The 25773-nt window shown below is 40.9% G+C and carries 26 protein-coding genes; 12 read left to right on the top strand and 14 right to left on the bottom strand.

The window, feature by feature from the left end; all coding sequences use genetic code 11:
• Positions 1–119: 119 nt before the first annotated feature.
• Positions 120–1151: a porin gene (locus tag A9260_RS07765; protein WP_068697764.1), complete on the top strand. Its 1032-nt coding sequence runs from the start codon at positions 120–122 to the stop codon at positions 1149–1151.
• Between the two features lie 271 nt (positions 1152–1422).
• On the top strand, positions 1423–2871 hold the full coding sequence (gene glgA, locus A9260_RS07760) for a glycogen synthase GlgA (protein ID WP_068697763.1): 1449 nt from the start codon (positions 1423–1425) through the stop codon (positions 2869–2871).
• Positions 2872–3174: 303 nt separating this feature from the next.
• Here the strand turns inward: glgA and purB are convergent, their stop codons facing one another.
• The 3 genes from purB to mnmA all read right to left on the bottom strand — a co-directional run bounded on the left by purB (position 3175) and on the right by mnmA (position 6493).
• Positions 3175–4545, bottom strand: coding sequence for an adenylosuccinate lyase (purB, locus tag A9260_RS07755; RefSeq protein ID WP_068697761.1), 1371 nt, complete (start codon positions 4543–4545; stop codon positions 3175–3177).
• Positions 4546–4728: 183 nt separating this feature from the next.
• A complete protein-coding gene (gene hflD, locus A9260_RS07750) occupies positions 4729–5346 on the bottom strand; it encodes a high frequency lysogenization protein HflD (RefSeq protein WP_068697759.1) in 618 nt (205 codons plus the stop codon).
• Between the two features lie 16 nt (positions 5347–5362).
• Positions 5363–6493 (bottom strand): tRNA 2-thiouridine(34) synthase MnmA, encoded by a 1131-nt coding sequence (gene mnmA / locus A9260_RS07745; RefSeq protein WP_068697757.1) that lies wholly within the window; start codon positions 6491–6493, stop codon positions 5363–5365.
• A gap of 165 nt (positions 6494–6658) precedes the next feature.
• On the opposite strand from mnmA, the gene A9260_RS07740 reads away from it, so the two are divergent.
• Complete coding sequence (locus A9260_RS07740) at positions 6659–6964, top strand: hypothetical protein (protein WP_068697755.1); 306 nt, start codon at positions 6659–6661, stop codon at positions 6962–6964.
• A gap of 122 nt (positions 6965–7086) precedes the next feature.
• Here the strand turns inward: A9260_RS07740 and A9260_RS07735 are convergent, their stop codons facing one another.
• Positions 7087–7779, bottom strand: a complete 693-nt coding sequence (locus A9260_RS07735; protein WP_068697753.1) for a pseudouridine synthase — start codon at positions 7777–7779, stop codon at positions 7087–7089.
• A 304-nt stretch (positions 7780–8083) separates the two neighbouring features.
• On the opposite strand from A9260_RS07735, the gene A9260_RS07730 reads away from it, so the two are divergent.
• A complete protein-coding gene (locus tag A9260_RS07730) occupies positions 8084–10312 on the top strand; it encodes an NADP-dependent isocitrate dehydrogenase (RefSeq protein WP_068697751.1) in 2229 nt (742 codons plus the stop codon).
• 118 nt (positions 10313–10430) lie between these two features.
• Here A9260_RS07730 and A9260_RS07725 read toward each other — a convergent pair whose 3' ends face one another.
• On the bottom strand, positions 10431–11855 hold the full coding sequence (locus tag A9260_RS07725; protein WP_068697749.1) for a basic amino acid/polyamine antiporter: 1425 nt from the start codon (positions 11853–11855) through the stop codon (positions 10431–10433).
• A gap of 334 nt (positions 11856–12189) precedes the next feature.
• Here A9260_RS07725 and A9260_RS07720 point away from each other — a divergent pair, with 334 nt between their 5' ends.
• The gene (locus A9260_RS07720; RefSeq protein WP_068697747.1) at positions 12190–12984 is read left to right on the top strand and encodes an esterase/lipase family protein; all 795 of its coding nucleotides are present in this window, start codon (positions 12190–12192) and stop codon (positions 12982–12984) included.
• Positions 12985–13006: 22 nt separating this feature from the next.
• Here the strand turns inward: A9260_RS07720 and A9260_RS07715 are convergent, their stop codons facing one another.
• A complete protein-coding gene (locus tag A9260_RS07715) occupies positions 13007–13663 on the bottom strand; it encodes an NAD(P)H-dependent oxidoreductase (RefSeq protein WP_068697745.1) in 657 nt (218 codons plus the stop codon).
• 238 nt (positions 13664–13901) lie between these two features.
• Here A9260_RS07715 and A9260_RS07710 point away from each other — a divergent pair, with 238 nt between their 5' ends.
• Both A9260_RS07710 and A9260_RS07705 read left to right on the top strand, forming a co-directional pair.
• Complete coding sequence (locus A9260_RS07710; RefSeq protein ID WP_068697940.1) at positions 13902–14129, top strand: glutaredoxin family protein; 228 nt, start codon at positions 13902–13904, stop codon at positions 14127–14129.
• Between the two features lie 91 nt (positions 14130–14220).
• Positions 14221–15201 (top strand): nicotinate phosphoribosyltransferase, encoded by a 981-nt coding sequence (locus A9260_RS07705; RefSeq protein ID WP_269451465.1) that lies wholly within the window; start codon positions 14221–14223, stop codon positions 15199–15201.
• A gap of 187 nt (positions 15202–15388) precedes the next feature.
• On the opposite strand, the gene A9260_RS07700 is transcribed toward A9260_RS07705, so the two are convergent.
• Together A9260_RS07700 and A9260_RS07695 are read right to left on the bottom strand one after the other, a co-directional pair.
• Entirely contained in the window at positions 15389–16069 is a 681-nt protein-coding gene (locus A9260_RS07700; protein ID WP_068697743.1) for a haloacid dehalogenase type II, read from the bottom strand.
• Positions 16070–16114: 45 nt separating this feature from the next.
• On the bottom strand, positions 16115–16699 hold the full coding sequence (locus A9260_RS07695; RefSeq protein ID WP_068697742.1) for a TetR/AcrR family transcriptional regulator: 585 nt from the start codon (positions 16697–16699) through the stop codon (positions 16115–16117).
• 211 nt (positions 16700–16910) lie between these two features.
• Here A9260_RS07695 and A9260_RS07690 point away from each other — a divergent pair, with 211 nt between their 5' ends.
• The gene (locus A9260_RS07690; protein WP_068697740.1) at positions 16911–17459 is read left to right on the top strand and encodes a carboxymuconolactone decarboxylase family protein; all 549 of its coding nucleotides are present in this window, start codon (positions 16911–16913) and stop codon (positions 17457–17459) included.
• An 82-nt stretch (positions 17460–17541) separates the two neighbouring features.
• On the top strand, positions 17542–18192 hold the full coding sequence (locus tag A9260_RS07685; protein WP_068697738.1) for a DsbA family oxidoreductase: 651 nt from the start codon (positions 17542–17544) through the stop codon (positions 18190–18192).
• 13 nt (positions 18193–18205) lie between these two features.
• Here A9260_RS07685 and A9260_RS07680 read toward each other — a convergent pair whose 3' ends face one another.
• The 3 genes from A9260_RS07680 to cspD all read right to left on the bottom strand — a co-directional run bounded on the left by A9260_RS07680 (position 18206) and on the right by cspD (position 20293).
• Positions 18206–18733 (bottom strand): MerR family transcriptional regulator, encoded by a 528-nt coding sequence (locus tag A9260_RS07680; protein ID WP_068697736.1) that lies wholly within the window; start codon positions 18731–18733, stop codon positions 18206–18208.
• Positions 18734–18745: 12 nt separating this feature from the next.
• On the bottom strand, positions 18746–19651 hold the full coding sequence (locus A9260_RS07675; protein ID WP_373604471.1) for a DMT family transporter: 906 nt from the start codon (positions 19649–19651) through the stop codon (positions 18746–18748).
• Positions 19652–20071: 420 nt separating this feature from the next.
• Complete coding sequence (gene cspD, locus A9260_RS07670; protein WP_068697734.1) at positions 20072–20293, bottom strand: cold shock domain-containing protein CspD; 222 nt, start codon at positions 20291–20293, stop codon at positions 20072–20074.
• Between the two features lie 444 nt (positions 20294–20737).
• Here cspD and clpS point away from each other — a divergent pair, with 444 nt between their 5' ends.
• On the top strand, positions 20738–21058 hold the full coding sequence (clpS, locus tag A9260_RS07665) for an ATP-dependent Clp protease adapter ClpS (protein WP_068697733.1): 321 nt from the start codon (positions 20738–20740) through the stop codon (positions 21056–21058).
• Positions 21059–21115: 57 nt separating this feature from the next.
• Positions 21116–23383, top strand: a complete 2268-nt coding sequence (gene clpA / locus A9260_RS07660; protein WP_068697731.1) for an ATP-dependent Clp protease ATP-binding subunit ClpA — start codon at positions 21116–21118, stop codon at positions 23381–23383.
• A gap of 174 nt (positions 23384–23557) precedes the next feature.
• Here the strand turns inward: clpA and infA are convergent, their stop codons facing one another.
• The 3 genes from infA to aat all read right to left on the bottom strand — a co-directional run bounded on the left by infA (position 23558) and on the right by aat (position 25281).
• Positions 23558–23776, bottom strand: a complete 219-nt coding sequence (gene infA / locus A9260_RS07655; protein ID WP_001040192.1) for a translation initiation factor IF-1 — start codon at positions 23774–23776, stop codon at positions 23558–23560.
• A 69-nt stretch (positions 23777–23845) separates the two neighbouring features.
• Positions 23846–24544: an arginyltransferase gene (locus A9260_RS07650; RefSeq protein ID WP_068697726.1), complete on the bottom strand. Its 699-nt coding sequence runs from the start codon at positions 24542–24544 to the stop codon at positions 23846–23848.
• A 32-nt stretch (positions 24545–24576) separates the two neighbouring features.
• Positions 24577–25281, bottom strand: coding sequence for a leucyl/phenylalanyl-tRNA--protein transferase (aat, locus tag A9260_RS07645; protein WP_068697725.1), 705 nt, complete (start codon positions 25279–25281; stop codon positions 24577–24579).
• A gap of 6 nt (positions 25282–25287) precedes the next feature.
• Between aat and A9260_RS07640 the strand changes: the two genes are divergently transcribed.
• Positions 25288–25743, top strand: a complete 456-nt coding sequence (locus A9260_RS07640; protein ID WP_068697724.1) for a glycine zipper 2TM domain-containing protein — start codon at positions 25288–25290, stop codon at positions 25741–25743.
• The last annotated feature ends 30 nt before the right edge of the window (positions 25744–25773 follow it).

Below are 25773 nucleotides of genomic sequence, written 5' to 3'. Positions count from 1 at the left end.
TCAGCAACTCCAGAGAGATAGTAAATACGGTAGATATTTATCTTTTGGATAATTATAAAAATAAATGAATTTTATGAATCACATTAGATTCTAGTTAAAAGAAAAGGACGTAAATTAACATGAAAAAAACACTATTAGCACTAACAGTAGCTTCTCTAGCTGCTACCTCTGTAAACGCTGCAGAAATTTATAAGTCTGAAGATGGTTCTGTAGACTTTTACGGACAACTTCGTCAAGAACTTAAGTTTAAAGAATCAAATGACCATAAAGCTGATTTGAGCTCAGGTTCATCCCGTACAGGTATTAATGCGTCTTACGCACTTTCCGACTCTGTTGTTGCAATTGGTAATGTTGAGCTTGGCATTGGTGATTCCGGTGTTACTAATCGTTATCACTGGGTTGGTGTTGATAGTAATTTCGGGTCACTTACCTTTGGTAAGCAAATCACTGTAGCGGATGATGTATACGGTGCAGATTATTCATATTTCTTTGGTGGCTCTGCTCTTCTTTATACTGAAGGAACAAATGATTCTTTAATCAAATATAAGCTAGATGGTGAAAATCTTTGGGTTCAAGCTACTTATGCTTTGAATAATGATGAGAGAAAGTCTGACCGTTATGAAGTATTTGCAGGAACCGCATTTGGTGATCTATCTTTACACGCAGGTGTAGGTTATGAAGGTGATGCAATAGAACGTGATGAAGATGATGTTCAAGTACCTTCAGTAGCACGTCTAGAAAATACATTTGCTGAATTGACTGCTGAATATGCTTTTGATGCCCATAAAGTTGGCTTTACTTATTACTTTTCTGAATTAGCAGATCAAAATAGTAATGCTAAAATTGAACAAAATGGTTTCTCTCTTGCGGGTAAATTCCAAGTAGTGGACAAAACCGCACTTTATGGTGGTGCGGAATACGTAACTCAAGACGCTAAAAATATTTTCAACGATGGTGATTCTGATGGTACTCTTTTATACGTAGGTGTTGAGCATAAGTTTAACTCTTGGGCTCGTATTTATGCAGAATACGGTTATGGTGATGGTACTACTTTAGGTTACACAAACAAAGACTCTGATAATTCAGTCGGTATCGTAGGAGATGCTGATGGAGCAAGTAGCTTTGCTATCGGTGCTCGCGTTTACTGGTAATCACTAGTTAAAAAATACTTCAATGCCCAGCCTTGTGCTGGGCATTTTCGTTTCTGAATGTTGTGCTAAATGGTGCGTATCATATTGAAAGCGGTTTATAGTGAAATTAAACATTTCTCTATCAATAAAGTGTTACCAATATGGTGAATGCGTTTCGCGCAATCGTTTGTTTATTATGTTAAAATTGCTTAGAAATGACGCATGTCAACTTCATAAGTAAACATAACCAGAAGCTGTCTACAGCTCTATTGAAAACAGGATTTTCCGAAAAATGTCACAATTAAAAGTTTGGTTTACCGTCTCTGAAGCTGAAGGATTAGTAAAAAGCGGCGGCTTGGCTGATGTTGGTAAAGCGCTACCAAAATCATTACAAAATTTAGGTTCAACGGTTGCCATTGCAATCCCTGGCTATACAAAGTTACCTAACTTTGATCAAAGCCCTGTAGTTTTATCGACGAAGCTTGATCACTTTCCTCATACGTCATATCAAGTTCGTAAACTTGATTTAAATGGTGTACCTGTTTATGCCTTCGAGTGTGATCAATATTTCGATCGCCCAGAATTATATGCAGAGCGTAATGAAGCATATGCAGACAATGGCGAGCGTTTTGCCTTTTTCTCTGCGGCAAGTTTAGATGCACTGCCAAAGCTCGATTTTAAACCGGATGTGATACATGCCAATGATTGGCATACAGGTTTAGTACCATTTTTGTTGAAAACCCGCTTTGCCAATAACGAATTTTATAAAAACATGAAAAGTGTACTTAGTGTTCACAATGCGTTGTTTAAAGGTATTTATCCTTATCGTGAGGTCAGCATTATTCCTGAGCTTAGTCAGGTAGAAAGTAGCACAGTGAATTATGGCCACGATTGCATTAGTATGCTCCGTGCTGGTATTCAATATGCTGACAAATTAAATGCTGTTAGCCCTAATTACGCTCAAGAGTTAAAAACGCCACTGGGTTCTCATGGTTTAGTGAATGACTTTGTTGCTCGCCAAGCCGATTTTTGCGGCATTGTGAATGGCTGTGATTACAGCGAGTGGGATCCGGCAACGGATAAATATTTAGCGAAGAAATTTAAAGCTACTAAAGCAAGCTTTAAAACGGGTAAGGCCGCCAATAAAATTGCACTGCAAAATGAATTTGGCCTTCCAGTGGCTAAGCTTCCTATGTTTGGTATGGTGTGTCGCCTGACCGATCAGAAAGGTTTCCATTATATCTTGCCGATCCTTGAGCGCTTTTTGAAAAATGACGTGCAGATTGTGATTATCGGTACTGGCGATCCTGCTATTGCCGCGCAACTTCGTCAGGTTTCTGAGCAACATCTCGATAAATTTACGTTTGTTGAAGCATACGACAATCGTTTAGCGCACCTTGTCGAAGCAGGTTCTGATTTCTTCTTGATGCCATCAGAATTTGAAGCGTGTGGTTTAAACCAGCTGTACTCAATGGCGTATGGCACTTTGCCAATCGTACGCAGTGTAGGTGGATTAAAAGATACTGTGAACGATTACGATACAGACCCAAGTATTGCCACAGGTTTTGCTTTCCGTGAGCCAAAAGCTGAAGAGTTACTGATTTGTATGCAGCGCGCTTTGTTATTGTATCTGCAGCAGCCAAGTGAATTTTCTGAGATGCAGCTGCGCGCAATGACTAAAGACTTTAGCTGGGATGTCGCGGCTGAAAAATATTTAGAAATGTTTAAAAGTGCATTTTAATCATTAAGTCGATGAAATAGGCATTAAAATTTAATGCCTATTGTTCAACCAAAAAGTGACTTAACTAAAAAATGGTTTAACCAAAAAAAAGCCTGAATATGATATTCAGGCTTTTTATTTTTAATGATATAGCTTAGTAATACCAATCACAGTAATTAAATGATCAGAAATAGCGCAGGAAAAACACTTGAGAACAAGGCGAATATTTTTGATAAGTAGTTATTCTACAATCAAAAATTTCAACGCAGTTATCAAGTGTTTTAACCAGCTAGGCTGATCAGAGATTTACTACGATTGGTATAATTACAGCTTATCAGTCAACTCAATAGCTTGACCAATGTAGTTTGCTGGAGTCATCTCTTTCAGGCGAGCTTTCTCGTCTTCTGGAAGCTCTAGGCCGTCGATGAAGTTACGCATAGCTTCACCATCAACGCGCTTACCACGAGTCAATTCTTTCAGTTTTTCGTAAGGCTTTTCAATGCCGTAGCGACGCATGACTGTTTGTACTGGTTCTGCCAATACTTCCCAGTTTTTGTCTAGCTCAGCAAGCAATGCAGCGCGGTTAACTTCAAGCTTACTAATACCTTTCAACGTTGAAGTATAAGCAATGATTGCATAGCCAACACCTACACCTAGGTTACGAAGAACCGTAGAGTCAGTAAGGTCACGCTGCCAGCGAGAGATAGGCAGTTTTTGAGCTAAGTGACCAAATACTGCGTTCGCTAGACCTAAGTTACCTTCAGAGTTTTCAAAATCAATCGGGTTAACTTTATGCGGCATAGTTGAAGAGCCAATTTCGCCAGCAATGGTTTTTTGCTTAAAGTGACCAAGTGCAATGTAACCCCAAACGTCACGATCAAAGTCGATCAAGATAGTGTTGAAACGAGCAACAGCATCAAACAACTCAGCGATGTAATCGTGTGGTTCAATTTGTGTTGTGTATGGGTTCCATGTTACGCCAAGAGATTCAGTGATGAACTCTTCTGCAAACTGGTGCCAATCAACGGTAGGGTAGGCAGAAAGGTGAGCGTTGTAGTTACCTACTGCACCGTTGACTTTACCTAGAATTTCTACTGCTTCGATTTGCTTGTATTGACGTTCCATACGGTAGGCAACGTTTGCCATTTCTTTACCTAGAGTAGAAGGTGAAGCCGGCTGACCGTGGGTACGAGATAGCAAAGGAATATCGCGGTATTCAACTGCAAGCGCTTTAATCGCATCAATGATGTTTTTGATTTCAGGAAGAATGACAGTTTCACGTGCTTCTTTAAGCATTAGAGCGTGAGACGTATTGTTGATATCTTCTGAAGTACAAGCAAAGTGGATGAACTCGTTTACTGCGTGAAGCTCAGGTACACCCGCTACTTTTTCTTTTAGGAAATACTCGACCGCTTTAACGTCGTGGTTAGTTGTGCGCTCGATATCTTTAATACGTTGTGCATCCTCTTCATTGAAGTTAGCCGCTACGTTATTAAGAAATTGGTTCGCTTCAGCGCTAAACGCTGGTACTTCTGCGATTGCATCGGTTGCTGCAAGCTTTTGTAGCCAGCGGATTTCAACGATAGTACGGTACTTTAGGAGGCCATACTCACTAAAGATGCTACGTAGCGCAATTGTCTTACTTCCGTAACGGCCGTCTACTGGTGAAACAGCAGTTAATGCTGACAATTCCATGTTGTTCTCCCGAGTTGAGTTTCTAAATTTTGTGAGATTTATACCAGTAACAAGCGTACTTGTCACTACTATTGCGCAAACGTTTGCGCTAATTTACTTATTCGTAATAAAGAGTGAGCAATAAAGAGCTTGCCGCGATAGAGATCATAAAAAAATAGCCCGCAACAAAATGCGAGCTATTGATTAAATTCTTGCTAAAAGGATCTCTGCTTGCTCGATCATTTTTTTACGACCAAAGATGAGATGGCGGCGTTTTCCGCCGACTTGTCTCCATAATACGGCACTTCGAATAGCAGAGAGAAGTAGGGCGCGTACACGGCTTTGCACTGGGGTCTGTTGCAGCATCTCAGGATTACCAGTCACTTGAATACGTGGACCAATAGGGCTAATCACGTCTAAGTAGACACTGGCAAGGTTGCTGATCATTTGCTCTTCAAAAAGGTCAAAATGTTCTGTTTGACGCTCAATCTGTTGAATTCTACCACCCAGTTTTGACATCGCATCATCATGCTGACTCAGCTTTCGCTCCAATGCCATAATACTGATTATATAGCGGGTTAAATCGTTACCAGTAGTTGAACTATCGAGACCTTTAGATAAGAATTTAAGGCCTAATGCAAGGTCTCGTTCATTACCGAAAACACTGATAGTATCGGCTGGGTTGGTATTGATAATCGCAGCTATGGAAGTTTCAAAAGCAGCAGAATCACAATGTCCGTCTTTTGCCACTTGTTGAACTAAAGCAACAGCTTGGCAGATGCCAGCAAAAGCGATGGTACGGTCATAGTTTGTATTTGCCACTTAAGAACTCCTTATCTTATTTTGTAATTCTTTGTTCGATGATGCCGCCACCTAAGCAGACATCGCCGTTGTAAAATACGGCAGATTGTCCTGGTGTAACAGCCACTTGTGCTTCGTCGAAAATCACTTTTATGTTTTCGTCGTCTACAGGAATAATGGTACATGGAATATCGCTTTGGCGATATCTTGTTTTTACGCTACAGACCATTGTTTCGCGAATTGGTGTGCGATCAACCCAATGTAGCTGAGAGGCCATTAAACCTTCAGATTTTAGCAATGGGTGGTCTGCACCTTGAACCGCAATAAGAACATTACGTTTTAGGTCTTTTTCTGCAACGTACCATGGGTCTTCGTTACCACCGCCGCCTTTTTGGCCACCAATGTGTAGGCCTTTACGCTGGCCTAGAGTGTGATACATCAGTCCCATGTGCTCACCAATAACTTGACCTTCTGGCGTTTCAATTTTACCCGGCTGAGCAGGCAAATAGCGAGAAAGAAAATCAGTAAATTTGCGCTCGCCGATAAAACAGATCCCAGTAGAATCTTTTTTCTTAGCCGTGATCAAGCCTTGTTCTTCTGCAATGCGGCGAACTTCAGGTTTTTCGATATCACCAACTGGGAATAGGCTGCGAGCAACTTGCTCGTGACTTAAAGTATACAAGAAGTAGCTTTGGTCTTTGTTGCCATCGAGTCCACGAAGCATGCGCGGGTTTTCACCTGCGGCAATTTGTTCTGCGGTAGGGAAGGTGCGGCGCACGTAATGGCCCATAGCAATAAAATCGGCATCGAGTACTTCGTCTGCAAATTCTAAAAAAGCTTTAAATTTAATTTCTTTGTTGCACAGAATATCAGGGTTAGGAGTACGACCTGCTTTGTATTCCTCAAGGAAATATTCAAACACGTTGTCCCAGTATTCTGCAGCAAAGTTAATGGTATGCAGATGAATGCCTAATTTGTCACAGACCGCTTGTGCATCAGCGAGATCTTCTGCTGCTGTACAATATTCTTCATTATCATCTTCTTCCCAGTTCTTCATAAACAGGCCTTCAACTTGATAACCTTGCTGTTGAAGTAAATATGCAGAGACAGATGAATCAACGCCACCGGACATGCCGACGATGACTTTCTTTTGGCTGTTGTCAGACATTCAATAATACCACTAGATAAACACGGTCGCAGATTTTACCAGAAACATTGTCATAGGGACAGTTTACAGGGCAAAATCAGCCTTTAAATTGAGTGAAAAGTATAAAGAAATTCTGTCATACTGTGCGCGATTATTTTATTACTTTTGATGAAAGGCGCAGTAACTATGGAAGATCAACCGCAGCAAGAGCAACAATCGCAAGATCTAGATCAACAAGAGCAAGAAGCTCAAGACCAGTTATTGGAAATCGTTGAGAACCAAATTGAATCGGGCAATCCACTGAAAGTTAAAGAAACTTTGATGCGTTTGATGATGACTGGCAATAGTCGTGATGATTCTGTAGCGATGATCGGTTGCGCAGTGGCGATTGAAGTGTTTGATGTGGTCAATAATGGCGCTGAATTTAATGAAAAACGCTACGCCGAGCATTTAGACCGTTTGCCTGACTTAGGATTTATGGAAGGCGAATAACGGTCATTTGTGAATAATCACAATGGCCAGTATTGCTAATCCCAGAAGCTTATATCTATCTTCTGGGATTAACCGTGTTCTGGGATTAAATGCGTTCTGGAAATAACCGCATAATCAATGAATTAAATCGACTCAGCCATCTTCCACTGACCATTAGGTAACTCGCCTAAGCTGTATTTTCCTATCGAATAACGAATTAAACGTAATGTTGGATAGCCAATATTGGCGGTCATTCGGCGAACTTGTCGGTTACGTCCTTCAATAATGGTGATAGATAACCAAGTGGTTGGAATTGCAGCTCTAAATCTTACTGGGGGATTTCTTGGCCAAACGGCTGGCTCAGTCATGATTTCGACAGTCGCAGGCAGTGTCATACCATCTTTAAGCTCAACACCTTGACGAAGTTTATCGAGTTCGTTTTCACTTGGCGCACCTTCAACTTGCACCCAATAGGTTTTGGGCGACTTAGAGTTAGGTTGGGTAAGCTTGGCTTGTAAAATGCCGTCATTAGTTAATAACAGTAACCCTTCACTGTCTCTATCAAGACGCCCTGCGGCATAGACATCTTTAACATCAATAAAATCCGCCAGTGTTTGTCTACCATCACCATCGGTAAATTGGCTCAATACATCAAACGGTTTATTAAATAATACAATTTTTTGTTCAGCTAATGAGACGCGTTTATTCTGTCTAGGCTGTTTTTTCCGCGTATCAGAGCGAGAACGAGAGCTCGAGTTGAACGCTTTTGTATTGGATTTTTCTGTTTTACCGGAAGGGTAAGCCGCGCTTTGCGATCGGCGGTTGCCGCTAGACATGTTAACTACCTTGCATTTTTGTAAACAAACTGTGTGAGTTTATTCTCACCAAACAACATTTGCTTTATGATACGCGCAGCAAACGAGTTAAGCCAATGATAACACGATTGCTATCACTGCCGATTATTTGATAGGTTAGTGAGTGCGCCTTGTATTATTAATGGCGTTTAGGTATTGATAACCCAAAGTTTACAAAGCCCAAATTATTACATTAATAATAATTCGCATGATGCGAATATAACAATCTGACAGACACTAGCAACGATTCACGCTAGTGAACCAAAAATTACGATAGGGAAATTTCATGTCTGCACAAAAGCCCACCATTATTTACACTATTACAGATGAAGCTCCAGCGCTGGCAACTTACTCATTCTTGCCAATGGTACAAGCCTTTACTGCCTCTTCAGATATCGCAGTAGAAACAAGAGACATTTCATTGGCAGGACGTATCATTGCCAACTTCGCTGAATATTTACAACCAGAGCAACGCATCGGTGATGCTCTGAGCGAATTGGGTGAACTGGCGAAAACGCCACAAGCCAATATTATCAAATTGCCAAATATCTCAGCTTCGATTCCACAGCTAAAAGCAGCAGTTAAAGAACTGCAAGCAAAAGGGTACGATTTACCCGATTACCCAGAAGAAGCTAAGACTGACGAAGAAAAAGTAGTTCAGTCTATTTACGATAAAATTAAAGGCAGTGCGGTAAACCCTGTATTGCGTGAAGGTAACTCAGATCGCCGTGCTCCTGCTTCTGTAAAAAACTACGCTAAGAAAAATCCACATTCAATGGGCGCTTGGTCTAAAGAGTCTAAGTCACACGTTGCGAGCATGGAGGGAAACGATTTCTTCGGTAGTGAAAAATCATTAACGACTGACGGAGCAACCGAGGTTCGTATCGAACTTCATGGTGACGATGGCAGTGTTCAACCTCTTAAATCTGCATTTGCTCTACAAGATAAAGAAATCATCGATACTTCTGTTTTAAATAAGAAAGCGTTAGTTGCCTTCTTTGAAAAAGAAATTGAAGAAGCGAAACAGCAAGACGTATTACTGTCATTGCATCTAAAAGCAACCATGATGAAAGTGTCTGATCCGGTCATCTTTGGTTACGCAGTTAAGGTGTACTATAAAGAAGTATTTGATCAATACGGTGCATTGTTTGATGAACTCGGTGTTGATGTGAATAACGGTCTTGGCGACGTTTACGCGAAGATTGAATCATTACCTGAAGCGAAAAAAGCTGAAATTATTGCTGCGCTCAATGCGGTTTATGAAACTCGCCCAGAACTGGCAATGGTTGACTCTGATCGTGGCATCACTAACTTGCATGTCCCATCTGATGTGATTGTTGACGCTTCTATGCCGGCGATGATTCGTACTTCTGGACAGATGTGGGGTCCAGACGGCAAGCCTAAAGATACTAAAGCAATGATTCCTGATCGTTGTTACGCTGGTGTTTATCAAGCAGTTATTGATTTCTGTAAAGAAAATGGTGCATTTGATCCGACGACGATGGGTAGTGTGCCAAACGTCGGTCTTATGGCGCAAAAAGCAGAAGAATATGGCTCTCATGATAAGACCTTTATTCTTTCTCAAGCGGGCACTGTTCGCGTTGTTGATGCAAACGACAAGGTACTTCTTGAGCAGTCAGTTGAGGAAGGTGACATCTTCCGCATGTGTCAGGTAAAAGATGCACCAATTCTAGATTGGATTAAACTTGCGGTTAACCGTTCTCGTCTGTCAAATACTCCAGCCGTATTCTGGCTTGATGCGAACCGCGCACATGATTCTGAACTGATTAAGAAAGTTGAAGCGTATTTACCTCAGTTTGATACTGACGGTTTAGATATTCGCGTATTGTCACCAGTAGACGCGACATTATTTACCCTTGCTCGTATTGCTAAGGGTGAAGATACTATTTCCGTTACTGGTAACGTATTGCGTGACTACCTAACGGATCTTTTCCCAATTTTAGAGCTAGGCACATCCGCTAAAATGCTGTCAATTGTACCGCTGATGAATGGCGGCGGTTTATTTGAAACTGGCGCTGGTGGCTCTGCGCCTAAGCATGTTCAACAAGTGGAAAAAGAAAACCATTTACGTTGGGATTCACTGGGTGAGTTCTTAGCTCTAGCGGCTTCTTTAGAGCACTTGAGTGAAGTGACTGGTAACGAGAAAGCACGTGTATTAGCGCAAACTCTTGATGCTGCAACGGGTAAGTTCTTAGATGAGAACAAATCCCCATCTCGCCGCGTAGGGGAGTTGGACAACCGTGGTAGCCATTACTACCTTGCAAGATTCTGGGCTGAAGCTTTGGCAAGTCAGAATAAGAATGCAGAGTTAGCTAGCCAATTTGCTGATATCGCTAAGACACTGGCAAGTAATGAAGTTGCCATTGTTGCTGAGTTGAATCAAGCACAAGGCGTTGCAGGAGACTTAGGTGGATATTATGCACTAGTCGATGCTGTTGCTTCTAAGCTGATGCGCCCAAGTGATACGTTGAACCAAATTATTGATAACGTGTAGTTAAACCCATCGTAGCAAGTAACGTATCAGTCTAGCTGATTAAAACACTTGATAACAAAAAGCCCCCAAGAGCAGTATTGTGCTGTTGGGGGCTTTTTTGATCCATATAGGGGATTAGTTAGGCCTGAAGAGCGCCTGTAGCCATTAGATAAATTGAAATAATAGAAAGTATAATGAGTATACGTTCAATCCATTTATCTGTGGTGGAATAGACTTTTTCACCCGCTTTGATTCGAGAAGAATGCTGGTATTTGAAAAATGGGATACCAATAGTGTACAAAATGGTTGCCATCAATTGATATTTAAGACCTGCAGCCGCAATTAGCCATGCACAAAATAGTGCCGCAACAGCCGATAATATGACATAGCCATAATTACGTTTTTCAAGACCAAGTTCTTTATGGTTGATTGAGATCTTCAATAAGTAGAGACAGCTAAGAAAATAACAAGGAAGCACCATAACTGAGGCGATGTTAATGGCTGCAAGGTAGACATTTTCAAACATGACGACCAGTAACACACAAAATTGCATAAAGATCGTCGAGACATTTAATGCCGCAACCGGAGCTTCATTCTTGTTAGTACGGCTAAAGAACTTAGGAAATTCGCCAACTTTACCCGCTTCATACGGTACTTCTGCTACTAGCATAGTCCAAGCAATCAATGCACCAAACACAGAGACCAGCACACAGATGTTCACCAGTAAATGCCCAAATGGACCGATAGCAACCGCTAACAAAGAGGCCGCAGACGGGTTAGAAAGCTGTGCAAGCTCTTGCTGAGGAAGAATACCAAACGATAAGATTGAGATTAGGCTGTACATGCTAATCGCAACTAAAAAACCAATTAACGTTGCTTTACCAATGTCCGATTTCTTACGAGCACGGCCTGATAATACAACCGCACCTTCTATCCCAACAAAGCACCACAAAGTCACCATCATTGTACTTTGGATTTGAGTCATTACTGAGCCCAAGTGTTGCTGCTCGCCCCAGACGTCAACGGACAGCTTTGCGGGTTCAAAGCTATACAAAATAATAGCGATGATAACGATCAAGCCAATGAGCTTACAAATTGTTGAGATGATGTTGATGAATGAAGAGCTTGCTGTGCCGCGTAATGCAATGGCATTCATTCCCCATAGTAGGGCAGAGCAAAGAGCGACAGTCTCAATACCATGTTGTAGTAATACTGGGAAAAATAAACCTAGTGAGTCATTGATCATGACCGCAAGGGCAACGTTGCCCATACAGCTCATTAACCAATAGCCCCAAGCAGAATGAAAGCCGATGTATTCGCCAAAACCTGCTTTTGCGTAAGAGAAAATACCTGAGTTGAGGTTAGGTTTGTGTTCTGCAAGGATTCTGAATGTTTGTACCAATAATAACATCCCAAGGCCAGTAATTAGCCAGGCTAACGCAACAGAGCCGATAGACGCTTGCTCTGCCATATTTTGCGGGATACTGAATATTCCGCTGCCAATCATAGAACCAAATACGATGGCAATTAAGCCCGCTAAACCGACAGAATTCTTTTTACTCATATTTTTATAAACCGTTTAATCGACATTACAGCGCTGTAATTTTGTCAAAATGAATGTTCAATAAGCAATTTATGAGCTTAATAGACGTAAATTGCCGTAAAGGAGCGGAATTATACTGATCGCTGATATGAATAAGTAGCATAAATCGGGGTTTGATATAAAAACTATCATTCCAATGTTGATCGGTTTAAAGCGGGAAGATAGGCCTAGAATTCCCAGTCGATAATCAACTGGGTGATATGCATAGTGTTATCTAATATTCCATAAAAAATGGATGAGGGATATCGCCCGGTTTGTTATGCTGATTTTATGAGTTGTAGGAGTTGTCTAATCTATGCAAAAAAACACGTTACTTACCTTATTTGGTATTGGCTTATTTGGTTGTAGCCAGTCTGATATGCCGATCGTAGAAGACGAATTCTCCTCTCATCAAAATCAACAAATCATTATTGTGCATGGTCTTGCTCGTAGTGCCTCCTCAATGGAAAAGATGTCCACTCGATTATCTAAACACGGCTATCAAGTGTGTGTGGTCGATTACTCAACCCTTGGACGTGCCTTAGATAAAACCCTACAAGACAGTACACAGCAGATTGATGAATGTATTGATCAGTTTGAGAGTCAGTTTGCCCAAGATAAAGGTAGCCGAATCCATTTTGTTGGGCATTCTCTTGGGGGGTTAGTGATTCGGGATTACCTGGCTAAAAAGCCAATGGTGACTCACTCATCTCACTTTGGTGAAGTAGTGTTTTTAGGGACGCCAAATAAAGGCAGTGACGTTGCCGATTTCTTTTCTAGTGTTAAGTTGCTGCCTTTAGCTGGAGGTACAGCGGCATCACTCACCACTAAATCTGATAGTTTACCAAACTCTTTACCTAACCCCGATTACCCATTTGGCGTGATTGCAGGGACTCACAGTTATCCCATTTTGAAGTACATGTTTGATAATTCAAACGATGGGCTAGTCTCGGTTGAGTCTACGCAATTGGAAGGGATGCAAGATTTTATTTCGGTGGATATAAAACATGACACATTACGCAGTGACCCATTAGTCACTGATTTAGTTGTGAGCTATTTGAATCAACGGCGCTTTACTAGTAGTGAAAACGCCGAAGTTATCGAATTCTAATATTGAGTTCTATAATAAAGAATTAGAGAACTTTCAATACGTCTTCCATTGCTAAGCGTGATTTTGGCAAGCTAGCATTATAATCTTCTTCTTTGTGATGGTAGCCAATAGCCAGAGCAACATCACAAACATAGCCATCTAATTCTTCTGCAAATGCCTCACCGATAAGCTCGCTATCGATACCTTCCATTGTAGTTGAATCGATACCTAATCTTGCCACAACGTGTAAAGTATTTCCTAATGCTAGGTAAGTTTGAGATTTGGTCCACGTAGCGTTATTGCCGGTTTTATCCGTGTTGAGATCCACAAAGGCAAACGCGCCAAATGCAGCTTCACGTTGCTCTTGTTGAGTACGACCGTCTTCGATGCCTTTATCGATTACTTTAGCGTAATCGTGTTTTGAATAACGAGGGTTATAGGCAAACAATATGATGTGCGATGCTGATTTTACGTGAGGTTGGTTAAACTGGAACTTGTTAGCAAAGGTATCGTGCATACGTTGCTTAGCTTCATCACTTTCAATGACGATGAATTTCCAAGGTTGAGAGTTGATAGATGAAGCAGATAAACGAATTGCTTCGTAGATGACGTCTAAATCTTGTTGCGGGATACGCTTTGATGTGTCGTAACGTTTTGCAGTGTAACGGTTTTCTAAATCAGTAATAATTGGATGAGTCATAATTTTGAACCTTCGTTAGTTGGAAGCGTGTGTCTCCACACTTTATCAAATGATTGGGTATATCAATCTAGCGTATTGGATTACAGATAGTAGATAAACCGCATTTTATGCAATTCACTTTCAAATACTATTTAACAATCATCAATGTAAAAGGATAATAAAGGACAAATTATGGATGAAGTTTGCGATCATATTGATGATCTCGCATAATCAGCAAAAATTCTCTTACAGGTGCACAATGAAAAGACTGGTTTTGTATGTGAAGGACAAATGCCCTCACTGTAAGGATGCGCAACGTTATTTAGACGCTAAAGGCTATAAATACCGACTAACCAATGCAAAAATGCAACGCGGTCGTAAAGAACTGGATGCAATCGGCGCGCGCTCGTTACCGGTACTCAAAATTGGTGATCAGTATATGGTGGGTTGGGAGCCTAAAAACTTTGAGCGTATGTATAAAGCGTAATTCTAGGTTCGATAAAGATTAGTTTCCAAAAATATTACATTGCCAAATATTGTATTTACAGTGAGTTTTGAAAGAATACTGTAAGACAGAAATGATAAAGGAAGTGAGAATGCTTCGCTATTCAGCTAAATACTTCGACAAAACATCAAAGATAGTTAAAAAACACAGACCAAACTCTGTGGTGACTTTGCAATTCTTCCAACGAGTGGATAATTCGATTCTTGGTGGTCTTAATGAGTCTCTTGAGCTTCTAAAGAAACAAACTGATACCTCAAAGTACGCTATTAAACATCGTAGTGAAGGCGACCTTATTAATAAAGGGGATATCGTTTTAGAGCTAGAAGGGCACTATTCTGACTTTGGTGAATACGAAGGCATTATTGATGGAATACTATCAAGAAGCACTTCATTGGCAACGAATGCATACCGAGTGATGCAAGTTGCCAACGGTAAAGATGTGATCTTTATGGGAGATAGAGCCGATCATTATCTGAATCAAGAACTTGATGGGTATGCGATTGCATTAGGTGGCATTCAGACTCAAGTTACAGATGCGCACGTTTCTCAGCATACCGGTAAAGCAGTGGGCACTGTCCCTCATGCTTTAATCCAAATGTTTGAGGGCGATCTTGTTGCTGCGCTGCATGCCTATCAAGACACTTTCCCTGACGAAGCATTAAGTGCTTTAGTCGATTTCAATAATGACGTCATTACCGACTCATTAAAGGCGCTTGAAGCCTTTGGTCAAGATCTAGTCTCTATACGAGTTGACACATCAGGCAATATGTCTGACGCGATGTTCGTTAATGATGAAGAGTTTGGTGTGACTCCTTTGATGATTAAGTCGTTAAGAGAAGCTTTGGACAAACATCAAGGACAGCACGTTAAGATCATTGTTTCGTCAGGATTCGATATTGATAAAATTGTACTGTTTGAAAAAGAAAAGACACCAGTAGATGTCTATGGCGTTGGTGCTTCACTTCTAAAAATAAACAACACTTTTACTGCCGATGCTGTTCGTATCAATGGTAAAGAAATTGCTAAAGTTGGCCGAGGTTATAAGCCGTTTTAGTTATTGATTATTATTTTTGAATCGCTTTCTTATTATTAATGGTCAATGAATATTGACCATTATGCTACAACCTGCCAACGATAATCTCTAAACAGTTGACTCCATCGCAGTCAATATTCATATGACCAATTATCATTTAAGATTGAAGATATTGGGATGTTCACCTTATAAATCGATATCGCGGCTATTAGTGATGCTTCCATTTGGTAATAATCTGTTGGGCAATCTCTTCCATATCTGTGCCTATGATATCTGGTGTTTGGTAGTGTGGATTATAAAAGGCGCTCAATCTCTCAATAAAGGCGGCTTTTAATCCGCAGCTTAATGCCCCATGTGTATCCCAGTCGTGAGTGGCGACTAAACAGATCTCACTTGGCGGTAAAGCCAACGTGTCTACAGCGTATTGATAAGCCTTAGCCGACGGTTTGAATGTCGCAGCACTTTCTACAGAAATGACATCATCAAAATATTCAATTAGATCTGCATTGGAGAGTTGTGATTGAAGCAATGCTGTGGATGAATTTGAAAAAGCGACCAGTTTAAACCCTGCTTGTTTTAATGCTGTAAGTGCCGGTTTTATATCATGGTGCGCCGGCAAGTTTGCCATGGTGCTGAGTATATCTGAGCAACCTTCATCTGAAAGAGGCTTGCCTAAGCGAGAGGCCAGTGAATGTAAACTGGCAAGCGCTAGGCTTTTAAAATCCGTTTTTACTTCCGTGACTAAGCAAACAGTCGATGAATGAAGTAGCATGGCAAACCATGTGTTCATGTAATGCTCATCAGCAAAATAGTGTAAAAATTTAGGTTTTAAAACACTTAAATCTAGCACCGTTTCGTTGATATCAAATAGGATTACTTGCGTTGGCATACTGATTTCCCATAGTGTTTATGCTCGGATATTCAGAGCTGATATTTAGAACGGATAATGAGTGAAAATATCGTCAATTTTTGTTTCTAATAGTGCTTTGTCATTGTTCATTTTAGCGAAGGTTCGCAAGCCTGCAATTTGAATTTGAAGATGACTGGCAAGGTTTTCTGGATCTTTATCTGCGTCGATTTCACCTAATGACTGAGCTTCTTGGATCAGTTTGGAAAATTCGTTACTAATTTCATTTAGGTGGTTTTTGGTCGTCTCAAGCAACTCTTGGTTTTCTTCGGTGAGTTCACCGATCGTTTTTGCCAGCATGCACATTCCATTTGGTGCATTATCTTGTGTATCGATGACTTGAGCTTTGACAAATGCTTGCAAAATTTCGCTAGGGGAGGTCAATTCATTTTTATAACGTTCGATGAGCGCCAAACCCATATCCGTATAATGTCTCAACGCTTCTTTAAATAACCCTTCCTTGCTACCAAAGGCTGAATAAATGCTGCCTGGTCGCATATCAATCTCATCTTGTAAATTACGCATTGATGTCGCATGAAAGCCTTTTTTCCAATAAAGATTGGTGGCCTTATCAATGACTTTCTGACGGTCAAATTTTGCTGTTTTAGCCATGCTGATGATCTCGATATTAAGGGTTGAACACTCGTTCAATTGTAAGTGGGGATCGTGGGTAGGTAAAGTTAAATATAGGATGGTTTTAATTAACTAAAGAGAAGACTCTTAACGTTTTGAACGGTCGTTCAAAATAATACTTGAGCGATCGTTCAAGTATGTTTATAGTTAATTCATTGACAGGGCATCCAGCACAATTGGGGTAACAACAATGAGCAAATTCAAATTCCATACCGTAGATAGCGCACCACAGCAGAGCAAGCCGATGCTAGAAGGCGCCGTTAAACAAATGGGCGCAGTACCGGGTTTATACGCGGCTATGGCGGAGTCTCCAGAAACGTTAAAAGCATACCAACAACTGCATCAGCAATTCACGGCAAGCTCTTTTGATGCGCAGGAACTGACCGTAGTTTGGCAAACCATTAATGTAGAACACGAATGTACATATTGTGTTCCTGCTCATACCGCAATTGCTAACTCAATGAATGTTGATCCTGAGCTAACACAAGCGCTACGCAATCAAGAGGCGATGCCGACGGAAAAATTACAAGCACTGCATGACTTTACTCTGGCAATGGTGCGTGAGCGTGGCAATGTCACTAGTGAGCAAATGACCGCGTTTTTTGCTGCCGGTTATGGTCAACAACAAGTCATGGAAGTGATTCTGGGTTTATCGCAAAAAGTGATTAGTAACTATGTTAACCATGTAGCCAAAACGCCAGTTGATCCTATGTTTGAGCAGTTTGCTTGGACTAAGTAATGAACTAATAATAAACAGAAATATCATTCAGGCTGATAAAATAGACTTTGTCTGAGTGATATTTTGAGAAGGGTGTGTTGTGATGAATAAGAAAATTAAGCTCGATATTATTTCTGATGTGGTATGCCCTTGGTGCATTGTCGGCTACAAATATCTTGAAGCGGCAATTAAAGAATTAGATTTACAAGAACGTGTCGAAATTGAATGGCAGCCGTTTGAATTAAATCCTGATATGCCAAGTGATGGCGAAAATCTGCGGGCTCATGTTGCACGTAAATATGGCGCTTCAGCAGAAGATAGCGATCAAGCTCGGGCACAAATTGCCAGTCGCGGTGCTGAATATGGTTTTAAGTTTGATTATTTTGCAGACATGAAAATGGTCAACACATTTGATGCGCACATTTTGCTAGAACACGCTAAGCAATTTGATTTGCAGACGGCGTTAAAGCTGCGCTTATTTTCAGCCTTTTTTACTGAGCATCAAGATATCTCAGATCGTCAGGTATTGCTGACAGAGGCCGCTAAAATTGGTTTATCCGTTGATTTAGCGCTATTTGCGAATGCTGATCTTCGAACTAAAGTAAAAGACACTGAAGCTCAATGGCAACAAATGGGTGTGGATAGCGTGCCAACTGTCGTTTTTAATCAGCAAAGTGCACTGACAGGTGCACATCCAAAAGAAACGTATATACAAGTTTTGACCGAGCTTATGGCGCAACAAAATAAAGATTAATATTATTGATAAATCAATCTGTGCGGTTTGACCATGCTCGGATTGTTTTTATTTCTTGTTCATTTATATCCAATGATTCTAAAAATTTTTGATGCCCATTGGGCTGCATGCTTTCAAATCTTCTATGCCAGTTTTTCATGTCTTCATCGTTAAGACCTGAGGCACGCATGACCTCTGTCCATTGTTGTTTGGTTAACTGTTCACTGTTGAGTAGAGGCTGATCTTGCAACAAAGCCATAATGGCACTTTGTTGTTTACGTAATGTCTTAATCTCTTGATCTAGCTGAGTAAATTGTTGCTTTAATATTTGCTCACGTAGTGGTTCATTGTGCTGCTTAAGTATCAGCCCAATGTCTTTAACCGAAACGCCAAAAGCTCGATATTCAGTGATTCTACTCAGTATTTCGACCGCTTTTTCACCATAGAGCCGATAACCATGACTAGTACGGCTTGTCGGCATTAATAACCCTTCACGCTCATAATATAAAATGGTCGTGCGCGATAGATTAAACTGCTGAGCAAGTTGGGTAACCGTGAGCATGATAATTCCTTGTTATGTCTCTTTTGACGTAATTTTTGTTTTGTAAATATAAGGCAATAGGGCACTTAAAATGATCATGATAGCCCCTAAAATCGCATATTGGTTAGGCACTTCAGAAAATAGATAGTAGCCAAATAATAATGAATAAATGATCTTTGTGTATTCAACATTGGCAATAATATTGGCTTGCCCATACTTGTAGGCACTCACACCAACCCATTGCGCTAGCGAAGAAATCACACCAACCAAAATAAGTAGGCTTAACTGTTCAAGATTAGGCCATTGCCAAGTATTTAATGCAGGTATTACGGCTAACAGCCCAACAAAAATAGCCTGATAAGCAAGTAAGGTTATTTTTGGTTCAACTTGAGCGACTTTGCGCACACAAATTACCGCAATAGCGGCGCCAAATGCGCCCAGAATACCACTAAAAATATAGAAAACATGGCTATTATCAAAACTGGGTTGCACGACTAACATGACACCAGCAAAGCCAACAATGATGGTAAATACTCTCTCTTTACTGATAATTTCATAAAGAAAAAATCGAGAAATAAGTGCAACAAACAGCACTTGAATAAAACCTAATGCAGTCGCATCGGCAAAAGGGATGTTGCTGACGGTTAAAAACCCACAGTAAAGGGCAATAAAAGCGCCGGTGATACGCATAACGTGCAGACCCTTGTGTGTGGGTTTAAGTAGCACCGATATGTTCTTCGTCATAGAAGGCAATAAAAGAAACACAAACACAACTTGGCGGAAAAATAGAATCTGAAAGGGATCGATATCTTTGCTGAGTGTTCTGACTAAAACTCCGACAAAAGTAAACATTGCCGTAGAGATCAGAGCCAGCAAAATGCCTTTTTGATTTGGCGTTAGCTTATTTTGACACTGTTGAAAGATGCTGCTTTGGAATATGAATGAAATTATGCTCTTAGATATCGTCACTCTTACCTCTTTATTTTTGACGACAATTGTCGTTATGAACTTGAAGTGAGGTAAATGTTAGAGCCTATACCTATAGACAGGTCAAGCGAGTAATAACGGAGTGTGCATATCTACGGGGCAGTAGGGCGAACGCATGAGTGAACACTTATCGACCAATCATGAACATCATCTCCACAAGACGCCGTGAAATCATCCTTGATGGCTTCATTGTGGCATCCATGCCACAAAGGCTTGTTCCGATAATGCACATGATTTTGTTCAAATAACGTTCGTGATCTCACCTTGTAAGGAGCAGTTGTTAAATTGCAGACACAATAAAGGAGGTATATATACCTCCTTTATTTTTTGATAGAGACATTTATGTCTAAAACACTGTTTACAAAGTATGGATTACTTCGCTAAATCTGTTTCTATTGGCACAACCGCACTAGCATGTGAACCTTTAGGGCCTTTCTCTACTTCATAATTGACAGTTTGACCCGCTTTTAATGTTCTGTAGCCATCCATCTGAATCGTTGAGTAGTGAGCGAAAATATCGCCGTCTTCACCTTCTGGGCAGATAAATCCAAATCCTTTGGCGTTGTTGAACCACTTAACAGTACCTGTTGCCATGCTTTACATCCTTATGCATTTTCTGCTTGTTGTGCGCTGTGTTCGTTACAGTTTCACTTCGTTATTGTGTAGGTTTGTGAAAATTGAATGCTGTTTACTATTGGGGACAATAGCGCGTCAATTTTTCATTCAAACAATAGAATAATGTAGACAAAGAATCATTTTCGTCAATACATAGACCGAGTTAATTTAACAGAATGTTAACTATAGGTCGATAATTAGACAAGTGCGACGTTTTTATCCTTAGTTTACGCGGTAATGGTTTGTGAATGATTTACCGGCTGAATAGCGGTGATTTACAGCAAATAGTGGCGGAATATTCACCGGTCGATAACGATAGCAATGTTTTATTTGCAGGGATACAATTGCTCTATTAGTCTCTTAAGTAGCAGTAATAAATTGTTGCGATTAAGAGTGATTGTTTTTTCTACAAAAGACGTAAAAATGAATGAGATTTATGAATGGGTGACTCCGGGTTTTGACTTGCTGGAGAAAGAAAAAACCGAAGTGAAACCACCCCCTATGTATCACGTTATTTTAAATAATGATGATTACACCCCGATGGATTTTGTTATTGAAATCCTTGAGCGCTTTTTTGGTATGGATGCCGATAGAGCCGCTCAAACCATGCTTCAGGTGCATTATGAGGGGAAAGCACGTTGTGGCACTTACACAGCTGAAGTAGCAGAAACAAAGGTTGCACAGGTTACATTGTACTCTGAGCAGGAAGAACACCCTTTGCTATGCACCATGGAAAGAGCATAACCATATTCGAATTACTATTAATGATGTGGTTGTTTTTGAAGTTTTAGGGAGGCCTGTATGCTAAACAAGGAACTAGAAACAAGTTTAAATGGCGCTTTTTCTCAAGCGCGAGATAAACAACATGAGTTTATGACGGTAGAGCATCTGCTGTTGGCGCTTCTAGACAACCAATCGGCTAATGAGGCTCTGAAAGCCTGTGGCGCAAATCTAGAAACTATCCGTCAAGAACTGGATACCTTTATTGAACAAACAACACCACTGATTGCTGTGGATGACGCAACCCGAGAAACTCAGCCAACATTGAGTTTTCAGCGTGTGTTACAACGTGCTGTTTTTCATGTGCAATCCTCAGGTCGAAATGAAGTCTCTGGTGCTAACGTGCTGGTGGCTATTTTTAGCGAACAAGAATCCCACGCCGCTTATCTATTGAAGAAAAATGACGTTAGCCGTTTAGATATTGTTAACTTCATTTCTCATGGTATTACTAAAACACCAAAAGACGACTCATCAGAATTGTTTGGTAATGCTGAAACAACGGAAGAAACCGCGCAACAAGAAGATCAGCTAGAAAATTTTGCCACTAATCTCAATGTTGTGGCTCGAAACGGCAATATCGACCCTTTGATTGGACGAGATCAAGAGCTTGAACGTACCATTCAAGTGCTGTGTCGTCGTCGCAAAAACAATCCTTTGTTGGTAGGTGAAGCAGGTGTTGGTAAAACGGCCATTGCTGAAGGTCTAGCATGGCGAATAGTGCAAGGTGACGTACCTGAGGTCATTGCAGATTCTGTGATCTATTCATTGGACATTGGTTCTTTACTTGCGGGTACTAAATACCGTGGTGATTTTGAGAAGCGTTTTAAGAACATTCTCAAGCAACTAGAAAAGCAAGATGAAGCGATTCTATTTATTGATGAGATCCATACCATTATTGGCGCAGGCGCGGCATCGGGTGGTCAAGTGGATGCGGCTAATCTAATTAAACCATTGCTGAGTAGCGGTAAACTACGTTGTATTGGTTCAACAACTTATCAAGAGTACAGCACCATTTTTGAAAAAGAGCGTGCGCTGTCTCGTCGCTTCCAAAAAATTGATGTAGTTGAACCTTCATTAGATGATACGACCAAGATTTTGATGGGATTGAAATCCAAGTACGAAGAGCATCATGAGGTGCGTTATACCAATAAAGCACTTCGTGCTGCGGTTGAGCTTTCGGCTAAATACATTAATGAACGTCACTTGCCTGATAAGGCCATTGATGTGATTGATGAAGCGGGTGCTAAGAGCCGACTTGTGCCAAGCAGTCGTCGTAAGAAAACCGTTGGGGTAGGGGATATCGAAGCTATGGTAGCTAAGATGGCTCGTATTCCAGAAAAATCAGTATCTTCTTCAGATAAAGACATCCTGAAAAATCTTGATCGCAAAATGAAGATGCTGGTATTTGGACAAGATCAGGCAATTGATGTGCTTAGTGAGTCGATTAAGTTATCACGAGCAGGATTGAGCGCTGAAAACAAACCAGTAGGTTCATTCTTGTTTGCCGGCCCAACAGGGGTAGGTAAAACGGAAGTCACCGCTCAGATGGCGAAACTGCTAGGTATTGAGCTACTACGCTTTGATATGTCTGAGTATGGCGAACGTCACTCTATCAGCCGCTTGATTGGCGCGCCTCCTGGCTACGTAGGGTACGATCAAGGTGGTTTGCTGACCGATGCAGTTATTAAACAGCCTCACTCTGTGGTGCTGCTTGATGAAATAGAGAAAGCACACCCAGATATCTTTAACTTGCTGTTGCAGGTGATGGATAACGGGACGCTGACGGACAATAACGGACGTAAGGCTGATTTTAGAAATGTGATTTTAGTGATGACGACCAATGCTGGTGTCGTTGAAACTGAGAAACAATCGATTGGTCTGATTCAGCAAGATCATGCACCTGATGCAATGGCTATTATCAAGCGCGTATTTACACCAGAGTTTCGTAATCGCCTAGATAATATTATTTGGTTTAACAGCTTAGATGAGCAAGTTATTCATCAAGTCGTGGATAAGTTTATTGTTGAGCTTCAGGCTCAGTTAGATTCTCGAGGCGTCTCTTTAGAAGTTTCCGATAATGCTCGCCATTGGTTGGCGGTTAAAGGCTACGATAAAGCGATGGGCGCAAGACCGATGTCTCGTATGATCCAAGAGAAGCTGAAGAAACCTTTAGCGAATGAGCTATTGTTTGGTGAGTTGGTGAATGGAGGCTCTGTGTCGGTTAATCTACAAGATGATGAACTGAACTTTCATTATGCCAATACTGAAGAAGAAGCGTTGCATCATTAATTGATGCCATTCTGAATAAGTTTGAGTTTGTAATGGCAGGCTCAAACTTATACTAATTACAGTAAGTCAATGATCAGAGGCTTACTGTGATTAGTATTACGGATTGGTCTTATAGAGCGTGCATAAAAAAACGGAGCTTAAGCTCCGTTTTTTTATGCATAGTTAACAGAGATATTAACGAGCACGGAAGACGATGCGGCCTTTGCTTAGGTCGTATGGAGTCATTTCTACTGTCACTTTATCGCCCGTTAAGATACGGATGTAGTTTTTACGCATTTTACCAGAGATGTGAGCAGTCACAACGTGACCGTTTTCTAGTTCAACACGGAACATAGTGTTTGGCAGAGTGTCTAGGACTGTGCCTTGCATCTCAATTACGTCTTCTTTAGCCATTGAATCCTCGATCAGAATAAGGGTAATCTCGGTAGCCTCATTAGCTACCTATTCGCATTGGGCGATATTCTACCCTTGCCACCGTTGATTTACTAGCTTTTGATGCGAATCAAATCGGACTTTATAATTCATCGCAGGACATTCATCGATTTGATAGCCCAAATATAGCCACTTTTTGCCCTGTGAGCGGGTATATTGAATTTGATATAACACTGACAGTGTCCCTAGCGATAGCGAGTGTTGCGGGCTATAAAAGGTGTAAAAAGCACTATTGGCATCGTTGAGTTGATCGGTCACGGCAATTGAGATGAGCTTTTCTTGCTCATAAATGTGTAAAAAGCCACTTGGAACCGTATTTGAATGAATAAATTTCTTAAAATCCATTTCATTAGGCGGGTACATACTGCCTTCAAAGTGCCTAATCTCGATATATTGACGATATAATTCAAACCAATGAGCGCTGATATCGTGAGTGACCTCCCAATGCATGTGCTTGGCTTTGTTCAGTAATCGTTTTTGACTTTTTGAGGCTCTGAACTGCTCTACATCAATTCGAATCGCAGTGCATTTATTGCAGCTTTCACAGTATGGGCGATAAATAGTCTCGCCACTGCGTCTAAAGCCATTGGCCAATAAAAGCTCATAACCTTGGCTTGACTGCAGTTCTTCATCCAAAGCGACCGCAACGCGTTCTTGCTGGTCTTTTAAATAGCTGCATGGGTGATTTTGAGTAAAGCCCACTTGAATTTGTTGTAACTCGGAATTCATTGGCTAAATCGCGTCCTTAATCTGGTATCAACTTAAATAGACAGGGTTTGAGGGAAGAAGCAGTGACTGACCATTGGCCGATCTCTATGTGATAAAAGATAGCCTTGAAATTCACTTCTGGGTATCTCTATTGCGCCTAATGACGCTAAATGAGGGTTCATTATTTGGCAATCAATCAGTTTGCCACCCTGTTTTACAAAGTGCTGAGTAAAATACCACAAGGCTATTTTTGAAGCGTTTGTTTTGATGCTGACCATCGACTCACCACAAAAGACACTGCCCACAGAGACCCCATATAGGCCGCCAATCAACTGTTCGTCTTGCCATACTTCGACTGAATGGCAATGTCCCGCTTTAGCCAGCATTTGGTAGGCATGCAACATTTCATCCGTTATCCAAGTTTCTTCATCAGGCCGAGTACTGGCGCAAAGGTCAATCAACTGGTCCGTTGCATGATTTATTGTGACCTTATAATTTTGTTTTTTCTGAAATTTAACCAAACTTTTCGATGGGGTAAATGTCTCAGGAATGAAGACGGCCCTTGGCGATGGGCTCCACCATAAAATAGGTTCACCATAGCTGTACCATGGAAAAATGCCTTGCCGATAAGCATTATGTAACCTTTCAGTGGATAAATCGCCACCAAATGCAAGTAACCCATTGGGTTTAGTCAATGCTAAACTTGGGTCAGGAAATTCGCTATTATCAGCGGTTAATTCGGAAAGATATAAGGTCATGAGACAATGAGAATACTAATTACACTTTTATTATTGTTTCCATTATTAACACAAGCGGCCTATCAAAGAAATACAGCGCGCCCGGTTAATAACGTTGTCTATGGTCATGTAGAGACCGTTCGCTATATTTCCCAGCAGCAAATTATCGACTCTAAAGCAAAGGGCTGGCAAACCTTATTAGGGGCGGTAGTCGGTGGTGTGATTGGTAATCAATTTGGTGATGGAACGGGAAGAGAGGTGGCGACAGCATTAGGCGCGGTCGCCGGTGCTGGCGTCGTGCAACATTATGGTCATCAGCAATATAAAGTTGAACATAAATTGGTCGAGCTATTGATTCGTACAGATGACGATCGCCTCATTGATGTGATTCAAGACATTGATCGAAACATGCTATTTTCAGCCTCTGATAGTGTCCGTATTCTCTATTTTGACAATGGCGTGCGAGTCGATTTACAACAATAAATTAAAATTATCCAATTTAGTGTCAATTCA

It is taken from the genome of Vibrio sp. UCD-FRSSP16_30 (genome assembly GCF_001676025.1).
Taxonomy (GTDB): Bacteria; Pseudomonadota; Gammaproteobacteria; order Enterobacterales; family Vibrionaceae; genus Vibrio.
Note: the sequence above shows the minus strand (reverse complement) of the source record. Positions and strands in the feature narration are given on the sequence as shown.

What these genes read in the sequence shown, in the direction of transcription:
- A9260_RS07765 (WP_068697764.1), top strand. Translation starts at nt 120, where the DNA reads ATGAAAAAAACACTATTAGCACTAACAGTAGCTTCTCTAGCTGCTACC.
- glgA (WP_068697763.1), top strand. Translation starts at nt 1,423, where the DNA reads ATGTCACAATTAAAAGTTTGGTTTACCGTCTCTGAAGCTGAAGGATTA.
- purB (WP_068697761.1), bottom strand. Translation starts at nt 4,545, where the DNA reads ATGGAATTGTCAGCATTAACTGCTGTTTCACCAGTAGACGGCCGTTAC.
- mnmA (WP_068697757.1), bottom strand. Translation starts at nt 6,493, where the DNA reads ATGTCTGACAACAGCCAAAAGAAAGTCATCGTCGGCATGTCCGGTGGC.
- A9260_RS07740 (WP_068697755.1), top strand. Translation starts at nt 6,659, where the DNA reads ATGGAAGATCAACCGCAGCAAGAGCAACAATCGCAAGATCTAGATCAA.
- A9260_RS07735 (WP_068697753.1), bottom strand. Translation starts at nt 7,779, where the DNA reads ATGTCTAGCGGCAACCGCCGATCGCAAAGCGCGGCTTACCCTTCCGGT.
- A9260_RS07730 (WP_068697751.1), top strand. Translation starts at nt 8,084, where the DNA reads ATGTCTGCACAAAAGCCCACCATTATTTACACTATTACAGATGAAGCT.
- A9260_RS07725 (WP_068697749.1), bottom strand. Translation starts at nt 11,855, where the DNA reads ATGAGTAAAAAGAATTCTGTCGGTTTAGCGGGCTTAATTGCCATCGTA.
- A9260_RS07720 (WP_068697747.1), top strand. Translation starts at nt 12,190, where the DNA reads ATGCAAAAAAACACGTTACTTACCTTATTTGGTATTGGCTTATTTGGT.
- A9260_RS07715 (WP_068697745.1), bottom strand. Translation starts at nt 13,663, where the DNA reads ATGACTCATCCAATTATTACTGATTTAGAAAACCGTTACACTGCAAAA.
- A9260_RS07710 (WP_068697940.1), top strand. Translation starts at nt 13,902, where the DNA reads ATGAAAAGACTGGTTTTGTATGTGAAGGACAAATGCCCTCACTGTAAG.
- A9260_RS07705 (WP_269451465.1), top strand. Translation starts at nt 14,221, where the DNA reads ATGATAAAGGAAGTGAGAATGCTTCGCTATTCAGCTAAATACTTCGAC.
- A9260_RS07700 (WP_068697743.1), bottom strand. Translation starts at nt 16,069, where the DNA reads ATGCCAACGCAAGTAATCCTATTTGATATCAACGAAACGGTGCTAGAT.
- A9260_RS07695 (WP_068697742.1), bottom strand. Translation starts at nt 16,699, where the DNA reads ATGGCTAAAACAGCAAAATTTGACCGTCAGAAAGTCATTGATAAGGCC.
- A9260_RS07690 (WP_068697740.1), top strand. Translation starts at nt 16,911, where the DNA reads ATGAGCAAATTCAAATTCCATACCGTAGATAGCGCACCACAGCAGAGC.
- A9260_RS07685 (WP_068697738.1), top strand. Translation starts at nt 17,542, where the DNA reads ATGAATAAGAAAATTAAGCTCGATATTATTTCTGATGTGGTATGCCCT.
- A9260_RS07680 (WP_068697736.1), bottom strand. Translation starts at nt 18,733, where the DNA reads ATGCTCACGGTTACCCAACTTGCTCAGCAGTTTAATCTATCGCGCACG.
- cspD (WP_068697734.1), bottom strand. Translation starts at nt 20,293, where the DNA reads ATGGCAACAGGTACTGTTAAGTGGTTCAACAACGCCAAAGGATTTGGA.
- clpS (WP_068697733.1), top strand. Translation starts at nt 20,738, where the DNA reads ATGAATGAGATTTATGAATGGGTGACTCCGGGTTTTGACTTGCTGGAG.
- clpA (WP_068697731.1), top strand. Translation starts at nt 21,116, where the DNA reads ATGCTAAACAAGGAACTAGAAACAAGTTTAAATGGCGCTTTTTCTCAA.
- infA (WP_001040192.1), bottom strand. Translation starts at nt 23,776, where the DNA reads ATGGCTAAAGAAGACGTAATTGAGATGCAAGGCACAGTCCTAGACACT.
- A9260_RS07650 (WP_068697726.1), bottom strand. Translation starts at nt 24,544, where the DNA reads ATGAATTCCGAGTTACAACAAATTCAAGTGGGCTTTACTCAAAATCAC.
- aat (WP_068697725.1), bottom strand. Translation starts at nt 25,281, where the DNA reads ATGACCTTATATCTTTCCGAATTAACCGCTGATAATAGCGAATTTCCT.
- A9260_RS07640 (WP_068697724.1), top strand. Translation starts at nt 25,288, where the DNA reads ATGAGAATACTAATTACACTTTTATTATTGTTTCCATTATTAACACAA.